22 protein-coding genes are annotated in these 24,838 nt (G+C 36.3%); 9 read left to right on the top strand and 13 right to left on the bottom strand.

The annotated features are described in order from the left end of the window. Position 1 precedes the first annotated feature (1 nt). Positions 2-595: an RNA polymerase sigma factor gene (locus CLV73_RS02990; RefSeq protein ID WP_228424200.1), complete on the bottom strand. Its 594-nt coding sequence runs from the start codon at positions 593-595 to the stop codon at positions 2-4. 245 nt (positions 596-840) lie between these two features. Between CLV73_RS02990 and CLV73_RS02985 the strand changes: the two genes are divergently transcribed. From CLV73_RS02985 to pdeM, 8 genes are all read left to right on the top strand, one after another. Continuing rightward, positions 841-1,410 carry a fasciclin domain-containing protein gene (locus CLV73_RS02985; RefSeq protein WP_100376969.1) on the top strand — a complete coding sequence of 190 codons (570 nt, stop codon included), beginning with the start codon at positions 841-843 and terminating at the stop codon, positions 1,408-1,410. Between the two features lie 101 nt (positions 1,411-1,511). Further along, positions 1,512-2,222, top strand: a complete 711-nt coding sequence (locus CLV73_RS02980; RefSeq protein ID WP_100375391.1) for a ferritin-like domain-containing protein — start codon at positions 1,512-1,514, stop codon at positions 2,220-2,222. Positions 2,223-2,246: 24 nt separating this feature from the next. Beyond that, positions 2,247-3,059 (top strand): ferritin-like domain-containing protein, encoded by an 813-nt coding sequence (locus CLV73_RS02975; protein WP_100375390.1) that lies wholly within the window; start codon positions 2,247-2,249, stop codon positions 3,057-3,059. A 167-nt stretch (positions 3,060-3,226) separates the two neighbouring features. Beyond that, on the top strand, positions 3,227-3,742 hold the full coding sequence (locus CLV73_RS02970) for a pyridoxamine 5'-phosphate oxidase family protein (RefSeq protein ID WP_100375389.1): 516 nt from the start codon (positions 3,227-3,229) through the stop codon (positions 3,740-3,742). Positions 3,743-3,773: 31 nt separating this feature from the next. Then, positions 3,774-4,778, top strand: a complete 1,005-nt coding sequence (locus CLV73_RS02965) for a ligase-associated DNA damage response exonuclease (RefSeq protein WP_100375388.1) — start codon at positions 3,774-3,776, stop codon at positions 4,776-4,778. Then, the gene (locus CLV73_RS02960; protein WP_100375387.1) at positions 4,775-6,355 is read left to right on the top strand and encodes an ATP-dependent DNA ligase; all 1,581 of its coding nucleotides are present in this window, start codon (positions 4,775-4,777) and stop codon (positions 6,353-6,355) included. Before CLV73_RS02965 ends, CLV73_RS02960 begins: the two co-directional genes overlap by 4 nt. Continuing rightward, on the top strand, positions 6,352-8,814 hold the full coding sequence (locus CLV73_RS02955; RefSeq protein WP_100375386.1) for a ligase-associated DNA damage response DEXH box helicase: 2,463 nt from the start codon (positions 6,352-6,354) through the stop codon (positions 8,812-8,814). The genes CLV73_RS02960 and CLV73_RS02955 overlap by 4 nt, the downstream gene beginning before the upstream one ends. After that, the gene (gene pdeM / locus CLV73_RS02950; RefSeq protein ID WP_100375385.1) at positions 8,811-9,458 is read left to right on the top strand and encodes a ligase-associated DNA damage response endonuclease PdeM; all 648 of its coding nucleotides are present in this window, start codon (positions 8,811-8,813) and stop codon (positions 9,456-9,458) included. Before CLV73_RS02955 ends, pdeM begins: the two co-directional genes overlap by 4 nt. 14 nt (positions 9,459-9,472) lie before the next feature. Here the strand turns inward: pdeM and ligD are convergent, their stop codons facing one another. The 8 genes from ligD to CLV73_RS02910 form a co-directional block, all read right to left on the bottom strand. Beyond that, positions 9,473-11,344, bottom strand: coding sequence for a DNA ligase D (ligD, locus tag CLV73_RS02945; RefSeq protein WP_100375384.1), 1,872 nt, complete (start codon positions 11,342-11,344; stop codon positions 9,473-9,475). A 65-nt stretch (positions 11,345-11,409) separates the two neighbouring features. Continuing rightward, the gene (locus tag CLV73_RS02940) at positions 11,410-12,021 is read right to left on the bottom strand and encodes a DNA polymerase ligase N-terminal domain-containing protein (RefSeq protein WP_100375383.1); all 612 of its coding nucleotides are present in this window, start codon (positions 12,019-12,021) and stop codon (positions 11,410-11,412) included. A 31-nt stretch (positions 12,022-12,052) separates the two neighbouring features. Next, the gene (ku, locus tag CLV73_RS02935; RefSeq protein ID WP_100375382.1) at positions 12,053-12,832 is read right to left on the bottom strand and encodes a non-homologous end joining protein Ku; all 780 of its coding nucleotides are present in this window, start codon (positions 12,830-12,832) and stop codon (positions 12,053-12,055) included. 95 nt (positions 12,833-12,927) lie between these two features. After that, positions 12,928-13,476 (bottom strand): CinA family protein, encoded by a 549-nt coding sequence (locus CLV73_RS02930; protein WP_100375381.1) that lies wholly within the window; start codon positions 13,474-13,476, stop codon positions 12,928-12,930. Between the two features lie 200 nt (positions 13,477-13,676). After that, positions 13,677-14,273 (bottom strand): Crp/Fnr family transcriptional regulator, encoded by a 597-nt coding sequence (locus tag CLV73_RS02925; RefSeq protein ID WP_100375380.1) that lies wholly within the window; start codon positions 14,271-14,273, stop codon positions 13,677-13,679. Between the two features lie 46 nt (positions 14,274-14,319). Continuing rightward, positions 14,320-14,916 carry a Crp/Fnr family transcriptional regulator gene (locus CLV73_RS02920; RefSeq protein WP_100375379.1) on the bottom strand — a complete coding sequence of 199 codons (597 nt, stop codon included), beginning with the start codon at positions 14,914-14,916 and terminating at the stop codon, positions 14,320-14,322. A gap of 601 nt (positions 14,917-15,517) precedes the next feature. Further along, a complete protein-coding gene (locus CLV73_RS02915; RefSeq protein WP_228424198.1) occupies positions 15,518-16,114 on the bottom strand; it encodes a Crp/Fnr family transcriptional regulator in 597 nt (198 codons plus the stop codon). A gap of 181 nt (positions 16,115-16,295) precedes the next feature. Next, positions 16,296-17,090, bottom strand: a complete 795-nt coding sequence (locus CLV73_RS02910; RefSeq protein WP_228424196.1) for an SDR family oxidoreductase — start codon at positions 17,088-17,090, stop codon at positions 16,296-16,298. Between the two features lie 959 nt (positions 17,091-18,049). On the opposite strand from CLV73_RS02910, the gene CLV73_RS02900 reads away from it, so the two are divergent. Next, complete coding sequence (locus CLV73_RS02900; protein WP_100375377.1) at positions 18,050-21,811, top strand: GEVED domain-containing protein; 3,762 nt, start codon at positions 18,050-18,052, stop codon at positions 21,809-21,811. 97 nt (positions 21,812-21,908) lie between these two features. Here CLV73_RS02900 and CLV73_RS02895 read toward each other — a convergent pair whose 3' ends face one another. Genes CLV73_RS02895 through CLV73_RS02880 form a run of 4 tightly spaced genes read right to left on the bottom strand, consistent with a single transcriptional unit; the run spans position 21,909 to position 24,772 of the window. Beyond that, the gene (locus CLV73_RS02895) at positions 21,909-23,099 is read right to left on the bottom strand and encodes a DUF3570 domain-containing protein (protein WP_100375376.1); all 1,191 of its coding nucleotides are present in this window, start codon (positions 23,097-23,099) and stop codon (positions 21,909-21,911) included. 23 nt (positions 23,100-23,122) lie between these two features. After that, positions 23,123-23,350, bottom strand: a complete 228-nt coding sequence (locus tag CLV73_RS02890; RefSeq protein WP_228424194.1) for a DUF4266 domain-containing protein — start codon at positions 23,348-23,350, stop codon at positions 23,123-23,125. A 42-nt stretch (positions 23,351-23,392) separates the two neighbouring features. Beyond that, complete coding sequence (locus CLV73_RS02885) at positions 23,393-24,319, bottom strand: FAD:protein FMN transferase (protein WP_100375375.1); 927 nt, start codon at positions 24,317-24,319, stop codon at positions 23,393-23,395. A 6-nt stretch (positions 24,320-24,325) separates the two neighbouring features. Continuing rightward, complete coding sequence (locus tag CLV73_RS02880) at positions 24,326-24,772, bottom strand: thioredoxin family protein (RefSeq protein ID WP_100375374.1); 447 nt, start codon at positions 24,770-24,772, stop codon at positions 24,326-24,328. Between the last annotated feature and the right edge of the window lie 66 nt (positions 24,773-24,838).

Raw genomic sequence — 24,838 nt, 5'->3', positions numbered from 1 at the left:
TTTATTGATAATCTTTTAACAAGTCTTTTAATTTTATCAGCGCATTCCGCATTTTGGTTTTCACCGTTCCCAGCGGTATTTTCAGTTTATCGGATATCTCATTTTGAGTATATCCCTGATAATAGGCGAGATCGATAAGTTCCTGCTTGTCTACCTCCAGACTTTCAAGCACATTATTAAATCCAATGTAATCCGATGAATCATTAGTGATTGAAAGTTCTTTGGAGTTATATACGAAATCCGGAAGCGGTTGGTTTTTTAACTCGTTTTGAAAACTTTTTGATTTTAAATAATCTATCGCTGTATTTCTTGCAATATTGATCATCCATGTATAGAACCTACCTTTAGATGAATCATACTGATGGATAGAATTCCAGATTTTAACAAAAACATCCTGAATAACTTCTTCGGTATATTCTTTAGACTGAACAATCCGTAAAATCACTCCATACAATGCACCGGAATAGTTGTCATACAAATGATGAAAACCAGTTTCGTTTCTTTCTTTCAGTAAAACGATAAGTTGTTCTTCCGAGTAGGTTGTTTTAATAGTGGGATATTTTTTCCAAATGTAGTAAAATAAAATAAATATCAAATCTATTTCAAATCACATTTAAAAATTAATTAATCAAACAGTTTGATGCACATTCTTCAATATTTATAAGATTTTCTCATCAATATATTAATTCAACCTCTAAAAAATCCGAATATAACAAAAATTAATTAATTGAATTACAGCTATTTACTAAAAAAAATAAAATTTTTAAATCTAAATAAAAACCAAAGTCGTAGATGATTTTAACAAGACAATCAAATTCAATAACAATTAAAATCAAAACAATGAACACACAATCAAAAATCGCAGTTTTAGGAATGATGGTATTATCATTTGCTTTCAGTGGAAATGCAGCTGCACAGATGTCAAAAGAAAAAACAGTAATAGTAGGTGGTGCACCAATGTATCCTTCTAAAAACATTATTGAAAACGCTGTAAATTCCAAAGACCATAAAACTTTGGTTGCAGCAGTAAAAGCAGCCGGTTTGGTAGAAACTTTGCAGGGAGCAGGACCTTTCACCGTATTAGCTCCAACAGATGAAGCGTTCGCAAAATTACCGAAAGGTACAGTAGAGAATCTTGTAAAACCAGAAAACAAAGCAACGCTTACCAAGATTTTAACTTATCACGTTCTTGCAGGAAAATACAATGCCAAGCAAATCTGGGCAGCAGTAAAAGCAGGAAACGGGAAAGCTATGATGAAAACTGTTGAAGGCGAGGATCTTACTTTCTGGACAAAAGGAAAAGACTTGTACATAAGAGATTCAAAAGGAAATAATGCAAAAGTAACAATCGCTGACGTTAACCAATCCAACGGAGTGATTCATGTCATTGATACGGTATTGATGCCGTAGTGTTTTGTGGTGTAGACAGCATATTTTATTATATGCTGTTTTTCCTTTTTGGTAAAAGAGATTCAATTCATTAAATAATCTAACACAAAAAAATAATTATTATGAAAAACACTATTCATGTTTCTAATCAGGGAGCTACTCTTGATACAAGCAGACGGAATTTTTTAAAGCTAAGTGGCATCGGCTTGGCAATGGCAGGACTTACATTGATAGGCTGTGATGATAATGAGTTTGATTATATGGCCAATGATAAAGTATTTGACCTGGGTACTGGCGATGTCGGGGTTCTGAACTATGCATATGCATTGGAACAGCTTGAGGCTGATTTTTATACAAAGGTTGTTAATAACTTTTATACCGGAATTTCAAGCATTGAAAAAGAACTATTCACTGATCTTTACCATCACGAAGTGATCCACAGGGATTTCTTCAAAGCCGCAATAAGCGGAGCAACGATGAATGTCCTTCCCAAACTGGAATTCCAATATCCAAATGTAAATTTCAATGACAGAAATTCTGTATTAGCAACGGCAAAAGCACTTGAAGATACAGGAGTGGCAGCTTATAACGGAGCCGGTAAATACATTAGCAATACTGATTACCTGGTAATTGCCGGAAAAATTGTTTCTGTAGAGGCAAGACATGCTTCAGCGATAAGAAATTTGATCAATCCGGGAACGGCAGCATTCTCCGGAGATGATGTAATAGACGGTAACGGATTGGATCTTGCCAAAGAGCCAAAAGATATTGTAATGACTGCGGGAGGATTTATCAAAACGCCTTTCACTTGGAAAGAACAGGGAATCAATTAATTTTCATCTTCAAAATCTACTATTATGAATATTCTTAAATTACTCGATAAACTTTCAAATGATAAATTCTTCACTACGGAAGCTACAAGATTAGAAACATTAACCAACATTTCAGAATTCGGGAAGAAAGCAGCCGTTGCTTCTATTCCTCTAGGATTAGGAACTTTGGTATCGACTCCGGCAAAAGCTGAAACAACGACAACCGTCAATACTACATTTTTTAAATCTGTTTTAACAGATGCATTACAACTGGCCCTTGTTTTAGAATATCTGGAAAATGAATATTACGCCATGGGACTAGCTGCCGGAACATTAATTCCAAGTGCAGACAGGGTTGTTTTTATGCAGATTTCAAAACATGAATCCGCTCATGTTACCTTTTTAAAAAATACATTGACGTCGTTGGGAGTCACTCCGGGAGCAAAGCCAACTTTTGATTTTACCGCAGGAGGGAATTTCACTCCTTTTACAGATTATAATCAATTTTTAATTCTTGCCCAGGCTTTTGAAGATACAGGAGTAAGAGCTTATAAAGGACAGGCAGGAAACGTAATGTCTAATAAAGCTGTTCTGCAGGCTGCCTTACAAATACATTCAGTAGAAGCAAGACATGCTTCGCAGGTTCGCAGAATGAGAGCCAACAAGGGCTGGATAGAATTGGCAGATGGAGGAAATATGCCTTCCGCAACCAATCCGGTGTATGCCGGAGAAGGCAATATCAATCAGGCAGGCTTCAATACCTCTACAGCGTTTGGAGCTGCAGCGGGTTCAGCAGCTTATGATGAAATCCTTACAGGAAGTGATGCACAAGCGATAGCATCTTTGTTTATTGTTTAGACTTTCTTAGTTTTAGTGAATGATCCTTTTCCGAAAACCGGAAAAGGATTTTATATATAGTAGGGTTAGAAGATATTAATCAAAAACTTAAAATTGGAAAGGCTTTTAAAAAATCAAAGGGCATAATAGTTGATTGACAACAAGAACTAATCACAAATTTTATTATTATGTCAAACGCCATTTCACCTCACGAAAATTTGAGCGGCTCTGCTGCAATTGAAAAAATTAAGAATATTACAGAAGGTGCGGGAACTTGTTTTTTCTCAACCCGCGTAAATGCTGACACCAAAAGCCGTCCCATGGCTTTACAGGATGTAGATGCTGAAGGAAATCTATGGTTCCTGAGCGATATAAACAGCGACAAGAACCATGAAATTACCTCAGACTCAGAAGTAGAACTTTACTTTATGAATAATTCAAAATATGAATATATGTTCATTAAAGGAAAAGCTACCATATCACAAGATAAAGCACTGATTGAAAAATACTGGACCAATTTTGCCAATGCATGGTTCGATGGGAAAGATGATCCGTCCATTAGTGTTATAAAAGTTGCTCCAAACGACGGGTATTATTATCAAACTAAGGAAAATAAGCTCATAGCAATGTCTAAAATGATTTTTGCTGCTATTACAGGAAAATCTATTGAAGATGGTGGTATAGAAGGAAAATTAGAGGTCTGATTTCTGTTTATAAATCATAAAAAAACATTCAATGCTCCTAAAATTCACGTCAAAAGGTATTTATTGCATTCCCGGGAAATTTTATATTGATCCGTGGCGGCCTGTAGACTTGGCAGTGCTCACTCATGGACATGCAGACCATGCGCGAAACGGAATGAAAAAATACCTGTGTCATCATTTCACCAAACCGATTCTGCATTCCAGGATTGGAAAAGAAATTGAATGTCAGAGTGTGGAATATGGTGAAGTATTGAATATTAACGGAGTAAAAGTTTCCCTACACCCTGCAGGGCATATCATTGGTTCCGCGCAAATTCGTATGGAGTATAAAGGCTATGTTTGTGTAGTTTCAGGAGATTATAAAATTCAGGATGATGGGATTTCCACTCCTTTTGAGTCCGTAAGATGCAATGAATTTGTCTCTGAAAGCACTTTTGGACTTCCCATTTATAATTGGCTTTCAGTAGGAGCCCAGGAACAGCAGATGAGAAATTGGGTTCAACAAAATAAAACCAACGGCAAAACTTCCGTATTTATAGGCTATTCATTAGGAAAATCACAAAGAATTATGAAGGCGTTGGAAGGCTTGGATGAGCTGAATGTTCATTACTCAATTGCCAAACTCAACGAAGCCTACGAAAGTGTTGGTGTACAATTGCCTGATTACAATACCATTGATCTGCGTGAGGATAAAAAGCATTTAGATGGTAAAATAGTGATTCTTCCGCCTGCTCTTATTGATAATCCTGCTATGAAGAAAATTCCGAATTTAGCGTATGCTATTTGTTCGGGATGGATGCAGATTCGCGGAGCAAGACGCTGGAGAAGCGCAGATGCAGGTTTTGCCATAAGCGATCATGCAGACTGGCAGGGTTTAATTTCTGCTATTAAAGCTACAGAAGCGGAAAAAGTGCATATTACCCATGGACAAACTGCTGTTTTCTCAAAATATTTAAATGAAATAGGAATTTTCGCTGATGAAGTGAAAACGGAATACGGAAACGACGAAGAAACCACAGAATTTGAGCCGGAATGAAAGATTTTGCCAACTTAATTAACGCCCTTGACAGCACCAACAAAACTTCTTTGAAACAGGAAGCTATTTTGACGTTTCTGAAAGACGCTCCTTCACAAGATAAAATGTGGTTTTTGGCCTTATTTACAGGTAAAAAGCCCAAACGGAACGTTAATTCTTCCTTTATGAAACAATGGGTGATGGAAGCTGCCAATATTCCTGAATGGCTTTTTGTAGAAAGCTATTCTTCCGTGGGAGATCTCGGCGAAACCATTGCATTGTTACTTCCCGAACCTCAATATACTGAAGAACGATCACTTTCTGAATGGATGAGCAAAATCATAGCATTGAAAGACTGTTCTGAGGAGCAAAAAAAGCAATTTATTTTGGATTCTTGGAGAAGTCTTGATGCAGTAGAACGTTTTATTTTCAATAAATTACTGGGTGGGAGTTTCCGGATTGGAGTATCGTCTAAAACCTTAATTAATACAATAGCGAAACATTATCATTTAGAATCTACTGCCGTTGCACACAGCATTATGGGGGATTGGAATCCTTTGGAAATGGATTTTGATGCGTTAATCAAAGGGGAATATACGAATACTAATTTGTCTAAACCCTACCCTTTCTGTCTTGCTTATTCTATGGAAAAAAGTCTGGATGACTTAGGACCTGTCAAGGATTGGCAGATCGAATACAAATGGGATGGCATCCGTGGACAACTGATCAAAAGAAAAGATGAAATTTTTATCTGGTCTCGTGGTGAAGAACTGGTCACTCAACAATTTCCCGAAATCGAGGAGGAACTTTCCACCTGGAAAGGAAATTTTGTGTTAGATGGTGAAATTCTGGCATACAAAGGCAATATCGTTCTCAATTTTAATGAACTCCAAAAAAGATTAAACAGAAAATCTTTAACAAAAAAAATGTTAGAAGAAATTCCCATAGTTGTTTTTGCTTATGATCTTTTGGAATTTGACGGGGAAGATTACCGTCATAAACCACTTACGGAGAGAAGAAAAAAATTAGAAGAACTTTTACAAAACAATCCCTCCGAAAAAATTATTCTTTCCCCTATCATCTCTTATGAAGACTGGAATCAGCTTCCTGAAATCAGGGAAAAGTCCCGTGAAATCAATAGCGAAGGCTTAATGCTGAAAAACCATAGTTCGCCCTATCATACCGGTAGAAAAAAAGGCGACTGGTGGAAATGGAAAATAGATCCTTTGACCATTGACGCGGTTCTTATCTATGCTCAAAAAGGCAGCGGAAGACGAAGCGCTTATTATACAGATTATACTTTTGCCGTGAAAAAAGAAGGAAAGCTGGTAACCATTGCCAAAGCTTACTCGGGCTTAACGGACAAAGAAATTCAGGAAGTCAGCAAATTTATTTCTAACAATGTCCTGGAAAAATTTGGTCCGGTACGAACTGTAAAACCAGAATTAGTTTTTGAACTCGCTTTTGAAGGTATAGGCTACAGCAGTCGTCATAAATCCGGAGTTGCCCTTCGATTTCCAAGGATTTTACGATGGAGAAAAGATAAAAAGGCAGATGAAATAGATGATATTGAAGACATCAAAAAACTCATTCCGTGACATTAAAATTTGAGCAATCCGAAGGTTTCCGGCTCATTCAAAAATGGCTGAATGATAAAGGAATGTCGCCTTTTTCTTTTCAGAAAGAGACATGGCAACGCTTTTCCAACGGCTATTCAGGAATGGTGGTTGCTCCGACAGGTTTTGGAAAAACGTACTCAGTTTTTATTGCCGTCCTTATCGATTTTTTTAATCATCCTGAACACTATAAGACAGGATTAAAGCTCCTTTGGATTACTCCCCTTCGTTCCTTGGCAAAAGATCTGGCAAGAGCAATGCAAGAGGCTATTAATGAAATTGGCTTAGACTGGATCGTGGAAGTAAGAAACGGTGATACTGATGCCAAACAAAAGCAAAGACAAAGCAAGGAAATGCCCGATATTTTGCTTGTAACTCCCGAAAGCCTGCATCTTCTGATGGCTCAAAAAGACAATCAGCGCTTTTTTAAAAATGCAAAATGCATCGCGGTTGACGAATGGCATGAATTGTTGAGCACCAAACGAGGCGTGATGGTAGAACTGGCATTGGCTGTTTTAAAACATAGAAATCCCAGGATCAGAATTTGGGGCATTACTGCAACCATCGGAAATCTTGAAGAAGCTTTAGATGTTCTGATTCCTGATTCTAAAAAGAGAACAAAAGTATTAGCTAAAGAAAAGAAGAAAATTGATATTTTATCCGTATATCCTCCTGAAGTTGAGATTTTACCATGGGCAGGACATTTGGGAGGCAAACTGGTACAGGAAGTAGTTCCTGTTATTCTTAAATCAAAATCCACACTTGTTTTTACCAATACACGGAGTCAGGCAGAGATGTGGTATCAGTTATTGTTAGAAGCATACCCGGATTTTGCGGGGCAGATTGCACTTCATCATAGTTCTATTGAGGCTCCTTTACGACAGTGGGTAGAAGAAAACCTTAATTCAGGTGCATTAAAAGCAGTTGTTTCTACCTCATCTTTGGATCTGGGGGTGGATTTTAAACCTGTAGATACCGTAATTCAAATTGGTTCCAGCAAAGGAGTTGCCCGTTTTATGCAGCGTGCAGGACGAAGCGGACATTCACCGTTTGAAACCTCTACCATTTATTTCGTACCTACCCATTCCTTAGAACTCATTGAAGTTTCGGCATTGAAAGAAGCAGTAAAAAATAAAATAATCGAAAAACGTGAACCTTTCATTCTAGCTTATGATGTCTTGGTACAGTTTCTTGTTACACTGGCTTTAGGAGGTGGATTTTATGCTGATGAACTATTTCCTGTCATTAAAAACACCTATGCTTTTTCCGAACTTACACAAGAAGAATGGCAATGGTGTATCTATTTCATTACACAAGGTGGAAAAACGGGAAAAAACTATGAAGAATTTCATAAAGTTGTTGAGGAGGATGATGGAAAACTGGTTGTTGAAAAAAGAAAAATTGCCATGCTTCACCGCATGAATATTGGCGTTATCGTCAGTGATTCGATGCTGAGGGTAAAATTTTTGTCGGGTGGTTATATTGGAATGATTGAAGAATATTTTATTTCAAAGCTTCATAAAGGCGATAAATTTGTTCTGGCAGGTCGGATTTTAGAGTATGTAATGCTGAAAGAAATGACGGTATATGTAAGACTATCCAGTGGTAAAGCCATTACACCAAGCTGGTTAGGCGGAAGATTACCGCTTTCTTCCAATCTTAGTTTCTTTTTAAGAAAAAAGTTAGCTGAATCTTTAACTCCTCATTCTAAAGAAAAGGAGTTGAAATTTCTACACCCTTTATTGGTGAATCAAAATGAAAATTCACATATTCCGAAGGAGGACGAGTTTTTGGTGGAACAGATCAAAACCCGGCAAGGCAATCATTTATTCTTTTACCCTTTTGAAGGTCGTTTGGTACATGAAGTAATGGCTGCTCTGATAGCATATAGAATTTCAAAATTATATCCTATCAGTTTTTCAATGGCGATGAATGATTATGGTTTTGAGCTATTTTCGGATAAAGAAATTAAATTGTCTAAAGATGAACTTCATCTTATTCTCTCCAAGGAAAATCTGATGCAAGATGTGATCAGCAGCGTTAATTCAACGGAGATGGCAAGAAGAAAATTTCGCGATATTGCCGTAATTTCCGGAATGGTCATTCAAACAATGCCGGGAAGACAGGTAAACAACAAATCATTGCAATCTTCTTCAGGCATAATCTTTTCTGTTTTAGAAGACTATGATCCCGAAAATTTATTGCTTCGCCAGGCTTATACTGAAGTCTTTAATCAGCAATTGGAAGAAGTAAGACTGACCGCTGCTTTTGAGAGGATTCATCAGAGTAAAATCATTTATATTCATTCCGACCGCTTTACGCCTCTGAGCTTTCCTATAAAAGTGGATAGCCTGCGACAATCCTTATCCAGTGAAGATTTAGCTTCAAGAATTCATAAGATGCAGGAAGCCAATTTGAAAAAGAAAAACAGAAGAAAATGAAGATTATAGAAAAGTTTATTTCTATTAAAGAAGAAAATCTTATTTTGACCAATCAACGGGCTTTGTTTTGGAAAGAAGCTTCTGCGTTGATTTTGTCTGATCTGCATCTGGGAAAAACAGCCCATTTCAGAAAAAATGGCATTCCTTTACCTTCAGATATTATATTGGAAGATTTAAAAAGACTATCAAATTTAATTGATCATTTCAATCCGGAAAAAATAATTATAGTAGGTGATTTTCTTCACGCCGGAAAAAATTCGGAATTTGAAATCTACAAAAACTGGAAACTTCAGTTTCCGGCTTTAAAAATCATTTTAGTAAAAGGAAACCATGACCGGATTTCAGAAAAACAATTATTTGAACTGGGAATTTCAGACATCTATTCTGTTTATCAGGAAAATGAATTGATCTTCAGTCATGAAGATTTAAAAAATGAAAGTCAGTTTGTCATTTCCGGACATCTTCATCCCGGAGTTGTTTTACAGTCATCAACCAGAAAGTTAAAATTCCCCTGTTATGTTGTGACAGAAAATCAATTGATTTTACCGGCTTTCAGCACATTCACCGGACTAGATACGAATAATTATTTTCCTGAAGCACAAAAGTATATTTTCACCCAGGATTCTATTCATTTAATTCAATGATTTTGGTTTCATTTTTATTCTAGGTTTTCTAATTTCTTTATGGTTTTTAAAAGATCAATCCCTTTTCCCAGCACAGGTTTGAACAGATCCCCTTTTTCCTGCAATCGTTCCGGCATATTGTGTATGGTAAAGTCTGTAGGAAGAAGTCCTTTTTTCACTTCTTTCCAGTCTAATGGCGCAGAGACCGGTGCTCCCGGTTTAGGACGTAAGCTGTACACGCTTGCTAAAGTCTGCGCTCTTCTGTTCTGCAGGTAATCCAGGTAAATCTTATTTTTATCTCTTTTTTGAAGACTTCTTTCCAGTGTTGTAAGTTCAGGGAGCTCCTGCTGAACAAGCTGCATCAGTACATGACCAAAATCCTTTACCTGATCATAAGTATATTTTCCGCCCATAGGAATATAAATATGTATGCCGGAACTTCCGGAAGTTTTCGGATAACCAACAATACCTGCTTTATCCAAAACTTCTTTTACCGCTAATGCCGTTTCAATGACATCTTCAAATGTATTTTTTTCGGAAGGATCAAGATCCAGGACCAAATAGTCCGGATAATCCACTTTCGGTATATGGCTTGTCCAGATATTGAGTTCGATACAGCCTAAATTATTCAGATAGGCTAAAGTTTCCTTGTCATTACAAATAATATAATTGATGTATTTGTCATTACTCTCGGAGAATATTTTCTGTAATGTTACCCAATCCGGAGTATGCTCATCCGCATCTTTCTGGTAAAAACTAAGCCCTTCAATTCCATTCGGAAAACGGTTAAGCGACTGCGGACGGTTTTTCAGATGAGGTAGAATAAATTTGGCGATTTTCTGATAATAATCAATCACATCTCCTTTAGTAATATCATCTTCAGGAAAATAGAGCTTATTTTGATTGGTAAGGGTCACCTGTTGTTTTCCTATTTTTTTTACGCGGTCCGCTGCAGGTTGTTTTTTTGTGGAGGTTTTGGGTTTCATTTCCGGGTTTTTTTCAGGTAAGTCAGTATCAAATTTTACATCAATAGGATCTATATCTTCTCTTAATCTTAAAAAGACAGGATGTCGGTAAATATGATCTTTGGTAAGCTCCGTAAATTTTATTTCAGCAATCAATTCAGGCTTTAGCCATGTTGCTTTTGTATTGGTTTTGGGAGTGACTTCAAATGCAGATTCTTTCGTGATAAAGGGTTCCATTTTCTGGTAGATCTCTTTAAGGCTTTTATCTGTAAAACCTGTTCCGGTATGTCCGCAAAAAACAAGTTCATTATTCAGATATTTCCCCAGAATAAGTGATCCAAACTGTTTTCTTGATCCTTTAGGTTCTGTAAAACCGCAGATTACGGCTTCATCGCTCTTATGAATTTTTATTTTCAGCCATTCTGAGCTTCTGGTATTTTCTTTATACTCACTGTCTGCTTTTTTAGCAATAATTCCTTCCAGTCCCATATTTTCAGCGGCCTGAAAAAAGTCTTTTCCCTTTTCAAGAATATGGTCATGATATCTGATAATTTCATTTTCTACCAATGCTTCCTTCAGCAGTTCTTTTCGTTGCAGATAAGAAAGATTTTCTGTAGAATGGCCATTCAGCCATAACAAATCAAAAATCTGGTAAATAAGAACCAAATCCGTATTTTTCTCAGCGATTCTTTGCAACCACTGAAAGTTAGGTTTTCCTTTGTCATCATAAGCAACAATTTCACCGTCTACGATCATATCATGCTTCTGAATTGTAAGAGCATCAGCAATTTTTTTAAATGATTTCGAAAAATCCATTCCATTCCTTGAATACAGCCGGATTTCATCATTCCTGATATCTCCAATCGCTCTGTAGCCGTCCCATTTTATTTCGAAAGCCCAGTCTTTGTCGTCAAAAGGTTTTTCGATTGTTTTGCAGAGCATTGGTCTGATAAAATCAGACAATTTCCTGTCCAGAGAAAGTGCTTTTGTATAATTTTTATAGTGCTTCAGGCTTTCGGTGGTATCATTTTTTTTTTACTGCTCTTTTCCTGAAGATAAGCGGTAACTTTAGAATTCTTAGAAGTATGTTCTTCAGCGTCATAGTCTTCATCGACAGCATAACGGTCTTTATGCTTGATGAGCAACCATGCGTTTTCTTCTGTACTGTTTTTGATTTTTACCAAGGCAAATTCACCTTTCAGTTTTTTACCATGTAAGATAAATTTCAGAGATTGCTTGTGCAGTTCTGCACGCATAACCAAATCATCAGTCTTGCCTTTTATTTTTTCTATGGGTTCATAGGTTCCTTCGTCCCAGATTTCAACTTCTCCGGCTCCATAATTTCCTTTGGGAATGCTTCCTTCAAATGTCCGGTATTCATACGGATGATCTTCCACCATCATGGCTAATCTTTTATCAGCAGGATTAAGGGATGGACCTTTCGGAACGGCCCAGCTTTTAAGAACTCCATCCATTTCCAATCTGAAATCATAATGTAAACGCGATGCCGCATGCCGCTGGATTACAAATTTTAATTTGGCCTTACTTTCCTTTTCTTTGCCTTCCGGTTCGGAAGTTGCCTTAAAATCTCTCTTTTTATGATATTCTTCTAATGGCATGTTAAAAAATTTAAAGTTTAAACAAAAAAATTTATCCTGCTTTTCTCTTTCCTGACTCAAGACTGGCTTTTAGCATGGCCATAAGGTCCGTAGCTTTTCCTGCCGGTTCTTTTATTTCTTTAGTTTTTACCCGTTTGCCTTTTGCTTTCTGTCGTATAATTTTCAAAAGGTCTTCATTGTAAGTATCTCTATATCTTGTAGGATCGAAAGGCTCAGCGAGCGATTTGATCAGTGCTTCAGCCATTTTCAGTTCTTCTGTTTTCGGTGCTTTTCCTGATGGGATTTTCAAATCTTCATAATTTCTCATTTCTTCAGGAAACCTCATCCTGTTCACCATAAGAATCTCATCCTGATAAGGGCGAATCATACACAGAATTTCTCTTTCTCTCAAAATAAAGGAGCCTATTCCTGCCATTCTGGTTTTTGTTAAAGCTTTAAGTAAAAGTTTGTAAGCCGCTTCGCCGTTTTTTTGGGGCTCCAGGAAATAGGGAGTTTCAAAAAGAGCAGGATCCACTTCTTCTTCTTTTACAAATTGTAAAATGCTGAGAATTTTTGATTTTTCAGGACTTACTGCTTCAAAGTCCTCCTCTTCCAACACGATATATTTATCTTCTATTTTGTAGCCTTTTACAATATTTTCCCAGGCGACTTCTTTGTTGGTGTTTTCATTGACTCTTTTGTATTTGATATTACTGAGATCTTTTTTATCCAGCATATCCAGATCCAACGTACTCGATTCACTGGCCGAGTACAGCTTGATCGGTATATTTACCAATCCAAAACCTATTGCTCCATTCCAGATCGCTCTCATATTTTCTATTTTTTTGTATGGTAGAGTACAAAACCCTTTCCAAATTGATTAAATTAGTATAAATGCTTTATTTTAAAAGAATAAGAACCGATTTGTTAGCTAACTTTAATTCTTTCATTTCCATTTATTTTCAATTGTAATCTTGATTGTACATCCCTAGCTTTACTGACTTCTGTTTTAAAGCACCCCAAAATAAATTCAGTGTAATATAATTGGGCATTCAGGGCTTGGGTTTTGGGGTGCAGTTCCAGTTTTCCGGTATGGATGATTTCTCCTTTGTAAGAAAATGAAAAGAAAGCGAATATTTTGTAGGATGAATTTCTGATAGGCGTACAATAGCCTGTTGTGGCAATCGACCAATCGGTTTCGTAGAGTTTTGCAACATTCAGGGCCATTGTTTCTGCAATATTTTCCGAAACACAGTCGCATTTCTCCGCTTCTTCCTGATCCACGTTCAGTAAGTTTACCTTCATGGGTAAAGTATAGGCTGTCATTCCTCCTTTATAAATTAATGATGCATTAGGTATCTGAGAAAGAGCCAGCTGTAAACATCCCGAGGTTACACTTTCGGCAACCGAAATTGTTTCATCTGCAGTCATTAGTGACTGACCAATATATTCCAGAAGTTTTTTATGAAATTCCATCGCGTTCTTTTTTTAAGTAATTGATTTGGATTCTATTTCTATTCGTTTATCATCTATAGTCAGAAAAAAAGTCATATAGAATACAACCTATATGACTTTACTATATTTAAGTGGTGTGTATTATATTAATGCTTTAAAATAGTAATCTAATATACGGCTTAATAATTCACTTATTTATGACTTGAGTCATATCGGATTTATCAATATAAAATTTTCCTGTTGTGAATTTTAATGACTCCTTCTTGCTCCATTTTCTTTAATGCTCTTATGACCGTTTCTACACGAAGTCCCACTAAATTGGCAATCTGCTGTCTGGTAAGCTCCACAGAAAAGCAATGGTCACAATCATCATGATGAAAACTTCTAAGATAATTCAATAATCCTTTCAATCTTACTGCAGGGTTCGAGGACGCCATATTCTGGATCATTACCATTTTATAATATAACCGTTGCGATAAGCAATGATTCATTTCAATTGAAATATCCGGATTTTTCTCCAGCATTTCCAAAAAGTTATTTTTAGGAAGTCTTATAAGCTCGGTTGGAGATAAGCAGGTTGCATTCATCGGATATTGTTTGTCTAAAAAAATCAGAGAATCTCCAAAACTTTGATTCTTTCCTAAAATATTATGAATAAATTCCTTACCCTCTTCGTTATAATTGTTCAGCTTTATTTTTCCTTCCACGACCTGGAAATAATACAGAACCTGATCTCCTTCCCTAAAGACCACTTCACCTTTTTTAAAAAATTTTGTCTCTGCACCAAATGAATACAAAAGTGATTCTTCGATATTCATACAGCTTTTTATCTTCATTACTTCCAGTTATTAATTTTAATTTAGATTAATACATGATTTTACGATCTTCTATTTTAAGGATTTGGCTTTTTTCCATCCCTTTTATGGTCCGTATTGTGGTTTCAACACAGAGTCCGGTAAGTCCTGCCATTTGTTGCCTGGTCAATGGAACCTTAAATGAATACTGCTTCTGATCCTTTGCAAAACTTTTCAGATAATCCATAAGCGCAATAAGCTTTAGTATAGGATTTTGTGAAGAAAGATTTTGAGTCATGATCAGCTTAAAATACAATCTTTGAGAAAGACATTTGTTCATTTCGTAAGAAATTTCCGCATCTTCTTTCAATAAACTGATGAATGCTTTTCGAGGGAGCTTAATGACTTCACATTCAGTGATCGCCACCGCATTCATTGGGTAAGACTTTTCCATAAACAATAAAGATTCTCCTATACTCTGACCATCTTCTATCATGATCTGTATAGTCTCTTTTCCTTCTTCATTGTAATTATTAAGTTTTACTTCTCCTTTTACAATCTGGTAATAAAACGCAGGCCAGTCACCTTCTAGAAAGATTGTCTCTCCGACCGCATATGTTTTAGTACTTGCTCCCATTGAATACAACAGATTTTCTTCAATAACCATAACAATTTTTTTAATGATTTTAATGTTTTAAAATAATGCAGGGAACTTTTGAGTAATGAGTACAAATATTAAACCTTCATGCTGTTAATTAAAGTTAAAACCCTAATTATCAAAATCATAAATCATAATTGCAATTACTCATTATCAATAACCCTTATCAAAAAAACCAAATCACCAAATACTTATAACTCAATCTAATTCAACATTAAATAAAGTTATCAGAGGCTATAAAAATAAAGGCTAAGAATTACATAAAAGTTAAAATATTCAGAAAAATTATCTGACTTATTATCACTTTTATGAATCATTGAATCTTTTTGGTAAACTTCAGATACAGAAGTAAATCTATTCCAAATTATCAAGTGTCTTGTAGTCTGACATCTGTATAAATAACTGCATTCGAACAGATGCGCTCTATATTGTATTTTTATTATTCAGCAATAATTAAACGTATCCCTGAGAATAATATAATGATTTCATAATATTAAATTTTGCGGTGTGATTTTCAAATTTAATACAATTTTCTTTAATTATCTTATGATCTTAATCATAAAAATCGACTAAAAAATACAAAACATAATATTTAACTTATCTTTAAAGGCTAATAAAATATCTTACCGAGTTCTATTTTTACCATTTTTTGTTTTTCCATTTTTTTCACCACTCTTATAACCGTCTCAATCCTTAGTCCTGTAAGTGAAGCCAGTTGTTGTCTGGTAAACGGAATCTGAAAGGAAAAAGGCTCTTCATACTGATGATATGCCTTTAAACAATCCATTACCTGTCTTACTCTGTATAAAGGATTACTTACCGAAAGATTATTCAGCATAATATGTCTGTAGTACATTCTCTCGGCCGTATGCATATATAAAGTCCATAAGGATTTTGGACACTTCTTTAAAAATTCAAGAAATTTAAGTTTAGGAACCCTTAATATTCCTGAATCTTCAATGGCAATAGCATTGATAGGATATGGAAGCTCCGAAAATAAAAATGTCTCTCCAAAGCAATGCCCTTTAAAAGGTACACTGTGAATAAATTCTCTTCCATCTTCATGGTAATTATTCAGTTTTACACTACCGTGTTTTATTTGAAAAAAATAATTAGGCTGTCCACCTTCCGTGAATATTACCTCATTTGCTTTATAAGTTTGCATTTCTGCTCCTAATGAAAGCAAAATTTCTTCATTAAATATCATTTTTGAAGGCTAAAAAGTTTTATTATTAATTATAAAACAAAAACATTAGAATTACATTGATGTGCCATGCAATCGTTGATTAATTCAACAATAACGTTTTATCGAGTTTCAAAAATAGATAAAGACATTTTCAAAATTTATGATTACAATCATAAGTTTTTCCCGAACTGTTATAAACAATTTATCCATTTACAATTTCCCCGCCATTGGGGTGCAAAACCTGACCACTGATAAACCGTGAATCCTCACAAGCCAGGAATAGAAAACAAGGTGCAATTTCATTGGGCATTCCCGCACGTTTCATAGGTGAATCGCTCCCGAATTCGGAATTTTTTTTGGGATCAAATGAGGAAGCAATTAACGGAGTCCACACCGGACCCGGTGCTACAGCATTCACTCTGATTCCTTTATCCACAAGATTGGCGGATAAGCTCCGGGTAAAAGATATTATCGCTCCTTTCGTTGCAGAATAATCAATTAGTTTAGGGCTTCCTCTGTAAGCAGTCACTGAAGAAGTGTTGATAATACTCGCGCCTTTCTTAAGATACGGCATTGCATATTTTGTAATCCAGAAATAGGAGAAAAAATTATTCTGAAAAGTCGTCAGCAGTTGCTCTGTTGTAATTTTCTCAATAGATTCTGCTTCCCAGTGAAGTCCTGCATTATTCACAATGATATCTATCTTCTTATGGATTTTTATAACCGTCTCAATTACTTTTTTACAGTGGTTTTCTTTTCCCAGATCACCTTTTATCAGAGTACATTTCCCGGAAAAAGCTTCAACTTCCTTTTGAGTCTGCTTTGCATCTTCTGTTTCACTCAGATAGGCAATAATAATATCTGCCCCTTCTTTTGCAAATAACAAAGCCACAGCTTTCCCTATTCCACTATCTCCTCCTGTAATGAGTGCCACTTTGCCTTTTAATTTTCCTTCTTTCGGGTATTCTAACGGCATTGTCTCTGGAACGGGGATCATGTTTGTTTCTGACCCCGGCCGATTTTGTTTCTGCAGGGGTCTAATCTTTTTTTTGGTTTCCTTTTCCATGTTGTTTGTTTCTACAACGACTACAAATAACATGCTATTCTCAAAATAAAGAATTGAAAAAAAAATCAATAACTTACTACTTACTAATGGGTTACAATATGAAAACCATTCACTGCTATTCTTATTAATTAATCAAAAAAATGTGAAATTTTTCATTTTTTATGATATTCAAAGTAATTTTTATCTATATTTGAATAATTAACACCTAACCACGAACATATGATGTATAAATCTATTTTTTTCCTATTTTTTCTTTATTTAAGCTATTTTCCACTTTCCAAAACTTTTAATTCCTTAAACGTCCAAGGGCACAAATCTTTTGGAATACCTGTTGCTGAAACCGCACCGACACTAAATAGGGAATATATTTTTACTGTTTTTAATAAATCTTTTCATATTAATCATAATAAGAATAACGATTTTAGGGTTGAGTTCATCAGAAATCTACAAGCTGATGATCAGGAAAAACATTCTGTCTGAAATTAATTATTAACCAATATAATATTCAAGTCTATTCAGGAATTTAATTGGTTAATATCTTAAGCAATTCCTAATTACAATATTAATGAACAAATTTTGTTCAGATTTGAAAGATATGCTTATAGTTACACCTTCCTTCTTTAAACCCTATCCTTAAATTTTGGAAGGTGTTTTTTAAACACAGTCGTTTTTCTCAAATTTTTCAAATCATTAATCTTTAAATCTATTAACATTAAATATTATTGCCTATGACAAATTTTTAACATGACCAACACATCGCAGTGTTACAGACTATTATTAATCTGGATAATGATATACATATTACTGTATATGTCTTATCCGATAGATTATACCTTAAAAAGTTTGATTAATAATCTAATCAAATTATTGTTTAATTAATAACGTATACTATGACGAAAATTTACTTATTTTTTTTAGCAGTTTTATTATCAATACAAAGCTTTGCCCAGCAATATCAGGTGGCAGGTACCTGTACAATGACCTTAGGAACCAATACTTATGGGCCTATGAACAGTACAACAACATCTGGTGCTACAAGCAGAGTCGCCGTAATTTATCCCGCTACACAGCTTACAGGCGTAGCCGGTCAGGCTTTGACCGGAATATATTTTAAAAAGATGACTACCGGTAACATGACCGGAACTCCTAATTTCAAAGTTTATCTAAAAGAGACTTCAAGTCTGGATTTCGGAGCAGCAGCCATTGACTGGGCAACAACCATTACAGGAGCTACTTTGGTATATGACTCCAATCCTGTAGCTGCATCTACAGGAGCAGCAGGTTGGAAGCAGTTTATCTTTTCAAATAATTTCACGTATTCAGGGGCACAGAATCTTATGGTTTTGATGGAATATACGAATACGGGAAATACGGTTAATACAACCTGGGAGTATGAATATTCATCACCTTGCGTGGTTACGACAAATAATAATACGACCAAGTATATCAATAATACAACAGGAACACTAGGTACTTCTTTAAGCAGCTCAAATTACAGAAGACCGTTCATCTCATTTTCCCACGTTCCTGCTGCTCCGTGTACAGGTACGGTAACGGGAGGAACAGCAGTGTCTTCAGTCACTAATGCTTGTGCGAATGTACCTTTCAATTTGTCGCTTACCGGTGCTACAATGGGAACAGGAATTACTTACCAATGGCAAAGTTCGCCTGCAGGAGCAAATACTTTTACCAATATAGCGGGAGCAACTTCTATTTCCTATACAGTAGCTAATCAAACGGCAGCTACCGATTACCGATGTATTGTAACCTGTACCAATGGTGGTAGTACTCAAAACTCCAGTGTTGTTGCTGTAGGACAAAACTCAGGTATGGCTTGTCTTAATTATTGTGCAGCCGTAAGTGCAGGAGGAACAGGCACATTCATTAATAAAGTGCAGTTTGGTACTATTAATAATGATTCTTCGGCTTCTCAGCCTACGGCTTCTCCTTATTATACTTATTATCCTGCTGCTACAACCACTGTAGCAATGGGAACTACTCAGAATATAAGTGTAACAATAGGTCCTGCAGGAACTTATACCGGCGCGATAACTTCAGTATGGATTGACTGGAACCAGGATGGAACATTAAGCTCCACCGAACATTTTTATGTAGGACCGGGAAGTGGCTCTGCCGGTATTCCTTCCGGAACAACATTAACAGTACCTGTTACTATTCCGGTAACAGCTGTTGCGGGAATCACCCGTATGCGTATCAGAACCAGAGGAAACGGCAATCCAAATCTTTCTACGGATGCTTGTACCAGTTTCGGATCTGGTGAAACTGAAGATTATAACATTACTGTTGCTCCGGGTATCCCTTGTTCCGGCTCGGTAACAGCGGGCACGGCATCAGCATCTGCTGCAAGTATTTGCGTAGGTGTACCAGTTAGTTTAACTCTTACTGGTGCTACAATCGGATTAGGAGTTACTTACCAATGGCAGAGTTCGCCTGCAGGAGCTAATACCTTTACCAATATAGCGGGAGCAACAGGCATCTCCTATACTGTTGCCAGCCAAACTTCTGCTACTGATTACCGTTGTGTGGTTACTTGTACCAATTCCGGCCAAAGTGCTACATCCAATACTGTTTCAGTAGGGCAAAATCCAGTAACCCAGTGTTATTGTACCCCTACTTACACCTATGGTTGTAGCTCCGGAGATAATCTAAACAGCTTTGTAATTACGGGAGCAGGTACTTCTACGATCAGCGATCTGAATACAGGTTGTAACGGATCAGGTTATTATGATAGAACTGCCGCATTCACTCCTGTGAATCTTATAGCCGGACAATCTTATCCGGTACAAATCAATACCACCTATACTTCTCCATCTTACGAAAAAGCAAGTATCTGGATTGATTTCAACGATAATGGAGTGTTTGATGCTGCTGAAAAATTACTGACGGATCTCTCGTTGGTAACCAGCCCTTCATTTGCTACGGCTAATATTGCTATTCCGATTACTGCTCAGGCTGGTGTTCACAGAATGCGTGTGCGTGTAGTATATAGTACTACCAATGTTAATGCCTGTGCTAATGCTTCTTATGGTGAAACCCATGATTATTTGGTCAATGTACAACCTTGTACTACTCCTACCCCTGTGGTAACAGTGGCTTCAATTACTCATAATTCAGCAAGTGTTAACTGGTCTCAGGATGCAATAGGTGCAAATACTTATGAACTCAGATACAGACCTGTAGGTTCTGGAAGTTGGTTACCTGCTGCAGGGCCAATAGCTGTAGCGGCATTACTACCGGGAGCATTACACTCTCAGCCTCTTACAGGATTAGATCCAGCCACTTTATATGAAGTAGAAGTCGTGGCTCTTTGTGGAACAACTAATATGGGATCTTACTCACATAATGAATTTACCACCAAATGTGACCCGACTCCACCAAACGTGACCATTACGAGTATTACCGCAAATTCAGCAATGATTAACTGGTCGCCATTGGCAGCAAGCGCTACCTATGAAATGAGATGGAGAAAAGTTGGTGATCCATGGCCGACTTCAATGACTCCTTTACCTAATCCACCTGCTAATTCTTATTCACTTTCTCCTTTGGATCCTTATACAGAGTATGAAGTTCAGGTAAGAAGTACATGTGTAGGTTCAATAACACCTAACCCTTGGTCAAGTTTGGTAAGATTTACTACAGAGAGAACCTGCCAGATTCCGCCGCCGGGATTAACCATTCTTGAACTGAAGCCAACAAGTGCTAAAGTACAGTGGGATCCTTATGTAGGACCGGATGCAACAGGTAAATATATTTTAAGATACAGAAAAGTAGGAATTCCTGGATGGACTACTGTTCAGGTATCGAATAATATCTATATTCTTACGGATCTATTAGAGATGACTAAGTATGAAATGGAAGTAGCTAACGTTTGTAGCGGTACACCGGGTAATTTTACTTTACCATACTATTTTACCACTCCAACAGTGATCTATTGCCACATGGGAGCTAATACTTCATCAGGAGAATATATCTCCAAAGTGACAGTGGTTCCTAATGGAAAACCGCAGATGATAAAAGCTTCTGCAGGTTCAACATATACCGATTATACGACCGATCCTCTTGCTCAGATCGAATTGATCCAAGGTTCAGTGAACAACCAGTTAACAATTGATAAAGTAGTAAGCGCAGATGCAGGAGTGGTAGCATGGATCGATTTCAACAGAAACGGAGAATTTGACATCAATGAAAGAATTTTGGTATCTAATCCAAGTACTGCAGCGACAGCAACAACAACATTCAGTGTACCGTCTGATGCTTTTGTAAGCAATGTAGATTACATGTATGTAGTGATGAGAGTAGCCTTAATGAAAGGAGGAATTCCAGTAAACTGTACCAACTTCGACAATGGAGAAGTGGAAGATTACACAGTGAGAATCTCTAAGAAACCGGCTACAAACTTACTGAATCAGAATGATATCTTGATTTATCCTAACCCTGTAAGTACAGTATTGAATGTTAAGAATATCAGCAAACGTGCTAACTATAAGATTTATAGTGCAGCAGGTCAATTGATCTCAAGTGGAATCATCTTAAATAACAAAGTAGATGTCCATGCGTTAATCAACGGAATGTATGTGATCGATATTCAGGATGGCTCAATTTCGGCACAGAAGAAATTCATCAAGGAATAAGAAATCATAACAACGATTACTTTTTAAAGTAGAATCAGCTCTCAGAAATGAGAGCTGATTTTTTTTTTACTTATAAAATCTTTTATCATTAATTAACCTATTTGAATCTCAGGTTTAATGAAATAATATCTGATTTCATTCCAACAGATTTTGTATAATGCCCATATCTGATTTCCAGCATATTCAGCCTTTCCACTCCAAATAAACCATTTTTCGGACTGATTCTGATTCCTGCTCCATAAAAGTGACTGTTAAATTTCGAAAGATCATAATTACTCGTATAAAAGTCATCAAAAGCAGTATGCTGCTGATAAGGCGCAAAATATTTAGCTGCTGTCTGAGAATAATATCTGTAAAATGGACTTACCGAAACAAAAGGCGAAATTTTCACCGGTGTTTCCAGACTGAATGTATTGGACTTCAACCCCCAATCGTCGGTATAATAACGATAATACGCTCTCAGAATAACTTTATCCCCCAGGAAATAATTCGCTCTTACCCCCAAAGGAATTTTAAATCGTTTATCAGGCAAAGCTTCCTGATGAACTGAATTATCCGCAAAGTAAACACGATGGAAAGGCAAACTTAAATATCCTGTCTGCTGAACTCCATCCGCCAAAAATTCAACCTGAAAATTCTGGTTAATGATCTGTGAATAAGATAGGGACAGTGCAAAAGTATTTCTTCCGCTGGTTCCGTAATTTTCGTGTTCCCCTCCTGTGCTTCCATTTGTTCTAAGCTCAATCGGGGCAATCAGTTTTACCTGATCGAGATAAGCCTGAAATTTCGCTGTAAACTCCCCCATTCTATTTTTTGTTTTTTGCGAAAAGCCGATATTGGCGCCATAAGACTGATAATCAAATTCTGTTGAAAACGAAACTCCAGCCATTAAAGTGGTTCCCTTCGTATCATTTTCCCGACTCCAGCTAAGAGCAGGATAAATTCTATTGTCTGCATGGGAAGCGGATGAATTGGCCTTTAAATCTATCATATCAGAAGAAGCAGATGTATAATGATCTATCCCCACGCTGAAATTAAATTTATTTTTTCTGGCTTTTTTATCATATTTTACCATTGTTACATCGATGGTATTAGAAATGTCAGTTAATTTTTCTGTTCCTATTCCGCCCGTAACCGCCGAGTTATTTCCATCCTGCTTATAATAACTGGATACCAAATTAGCTTCATCAAAACTAAGTTTTTTAAGCTGTTCACTATTGGTCGTTTCCTGTGCTTTTGCGTTGAAAATTCCGAAAAGAGCGAAAATGCTTATTATAATTTTTTTCATTTTAATCACACTTAAATTTTACTTTAATTACAACCGCATCCACCTCCTACTTTCCCTGCATTGGCTCCCGAAGAACCTTCTCTGTAAGATTGAAAGCTGAGTTCTGTTTTTTCAATGGTTCTGTTTCCCAACACCATTTCAGCATCATTAAGTTTATTTTTTTCATATTCTTTTACGGTTGTGCAAGAATACATCGAACCAACCAGGAAAATAAAAAAGCCTGTTATTATTATTTTTATAAAATTTTTCATTTGAATTGAATTTGTTTTAGTTATAAAATGAAATCTAAAACTTCATTTTAAATTAATATTTTGAGAGGAATATATATTGTCCTGATCATCGATAATGATGCATTCCAGATAATTGATCTGGTTTACCATATTAAGTGACGCATCAATTCCCATAATGCTTACAGGAGTTGCCATTGCATCAGCAATTTCTGCATTAGGACAAAAGATGGTAACACTTTTCACCCCCGAAACAGGCATTCCTGTTTTTGGATTAATGGTATGAGAATATTTTTTCCCATTGATGACCACGAATTTTTCGTAATTCCCAGATGTTGCTACCGCCATATCAGTAATATTCATGTAAGAAAATGGCTTTCCGGCGTTATCAGGATCAGCAATTCCAACCGTCCAAGGTTTTCCGTCTGCCTGATTTCCCCAGGCTGTTAAATCCCCTGATGCATTTACAATTCCTGATTCTACACCTCTATTCTGAAGAAGTCTTTTTGCCATCTCCGCTGCATAGCCTTTCCCAATTCCCCCAAAACCTATTCTCATTCCTTTTTCTTTCAGGAAAACTGTTTGATTGTGATGGTCAAGAATGATGTTATGATAATTAACCAATTTCAGATGTTTTTTGATCAGTTCAGGATCAGGAAGCTGTTGCATCTGCCGGTCAAAATTCCAGAAGCTTTTGTCGATTCCACCGTAAGAAATATCAAAATATCCGTCTGTAATCTTACTGATTCTCAAGCTTCTTTCAATTAGACCAAAGATTTCCCCATCTACTTTCACAGGCTTTATCCCTGCGTTTTTATTGATAAAATGGGTTTGGCTTTCGTCGTTGAAAGTAGTTAAAAGTCTTTCAATCCTCCGAATTTCGTCAATAGCTGCATCAATATGCTGATTAGCCAAATTTTCATTGTCACTTACAACGGTAATTTCAAAAGCGTTCCCCATTAATTTCTGAGATCTTTTGAACTCTCTCAACATATGATCTTATTTATTTTGGTTTTCTTTAATATCCCGTACTTCTTTAGTGAAAGCTAAAGCATTTTCAGATGGAAGTCCCTCCCAGCTTTTCAAAACCTTTCCCTCCGAATTCAATAAAAGGGTGTAAGGAAAAAGTCCTTTCGGATTATATTGATCAGCAAGCGATGCATTTTCTTTTTTCAATTCCGGAGAAAGCTGATTCTTTTTGTTTCTTGGAAAATCTGCATTGATGTAAACAGCGATATTTTCTGTTTCCAGCTTTTTAAATTCATCGGTTTCAATAATATTTTTATGAAGTTTGATGCATGGAATACACCAATCTGAACCTGAAAAGTTCAGTAAAATAAGTTCTTTATTTTGGGACGCCAGTTTTTTGGCACTTTCCCAACGACTCTGCGCTTGAATGCCAACAGCGAATAGAACCATTAATATGGCTGAAAATAGTGTTTTCATTATTTAATTTTTATAATGATTTTAGAGAATAATGATGTTGTTTGATTGCAGATCAATCAAATTAAA

Origin of the sequence: Chryseobacterium geocarposphaerae, from assembly GCF_002797535.1 — a bacterium.
In the GTDB taxonomy this organism is placed as follows: domain Bacteria; phylum Bacteroidota; class Bacteroidia; order Flavobacteriales; family Weeksellaceae; genus Chryseobacterium; species Chryseobacterium geocarposphaerae.
The sequence above is the reverse complement of the archived record's forward strand: the minus strand, read 5'-3'. Positions and strand labels throughout refer to the sequence as shown.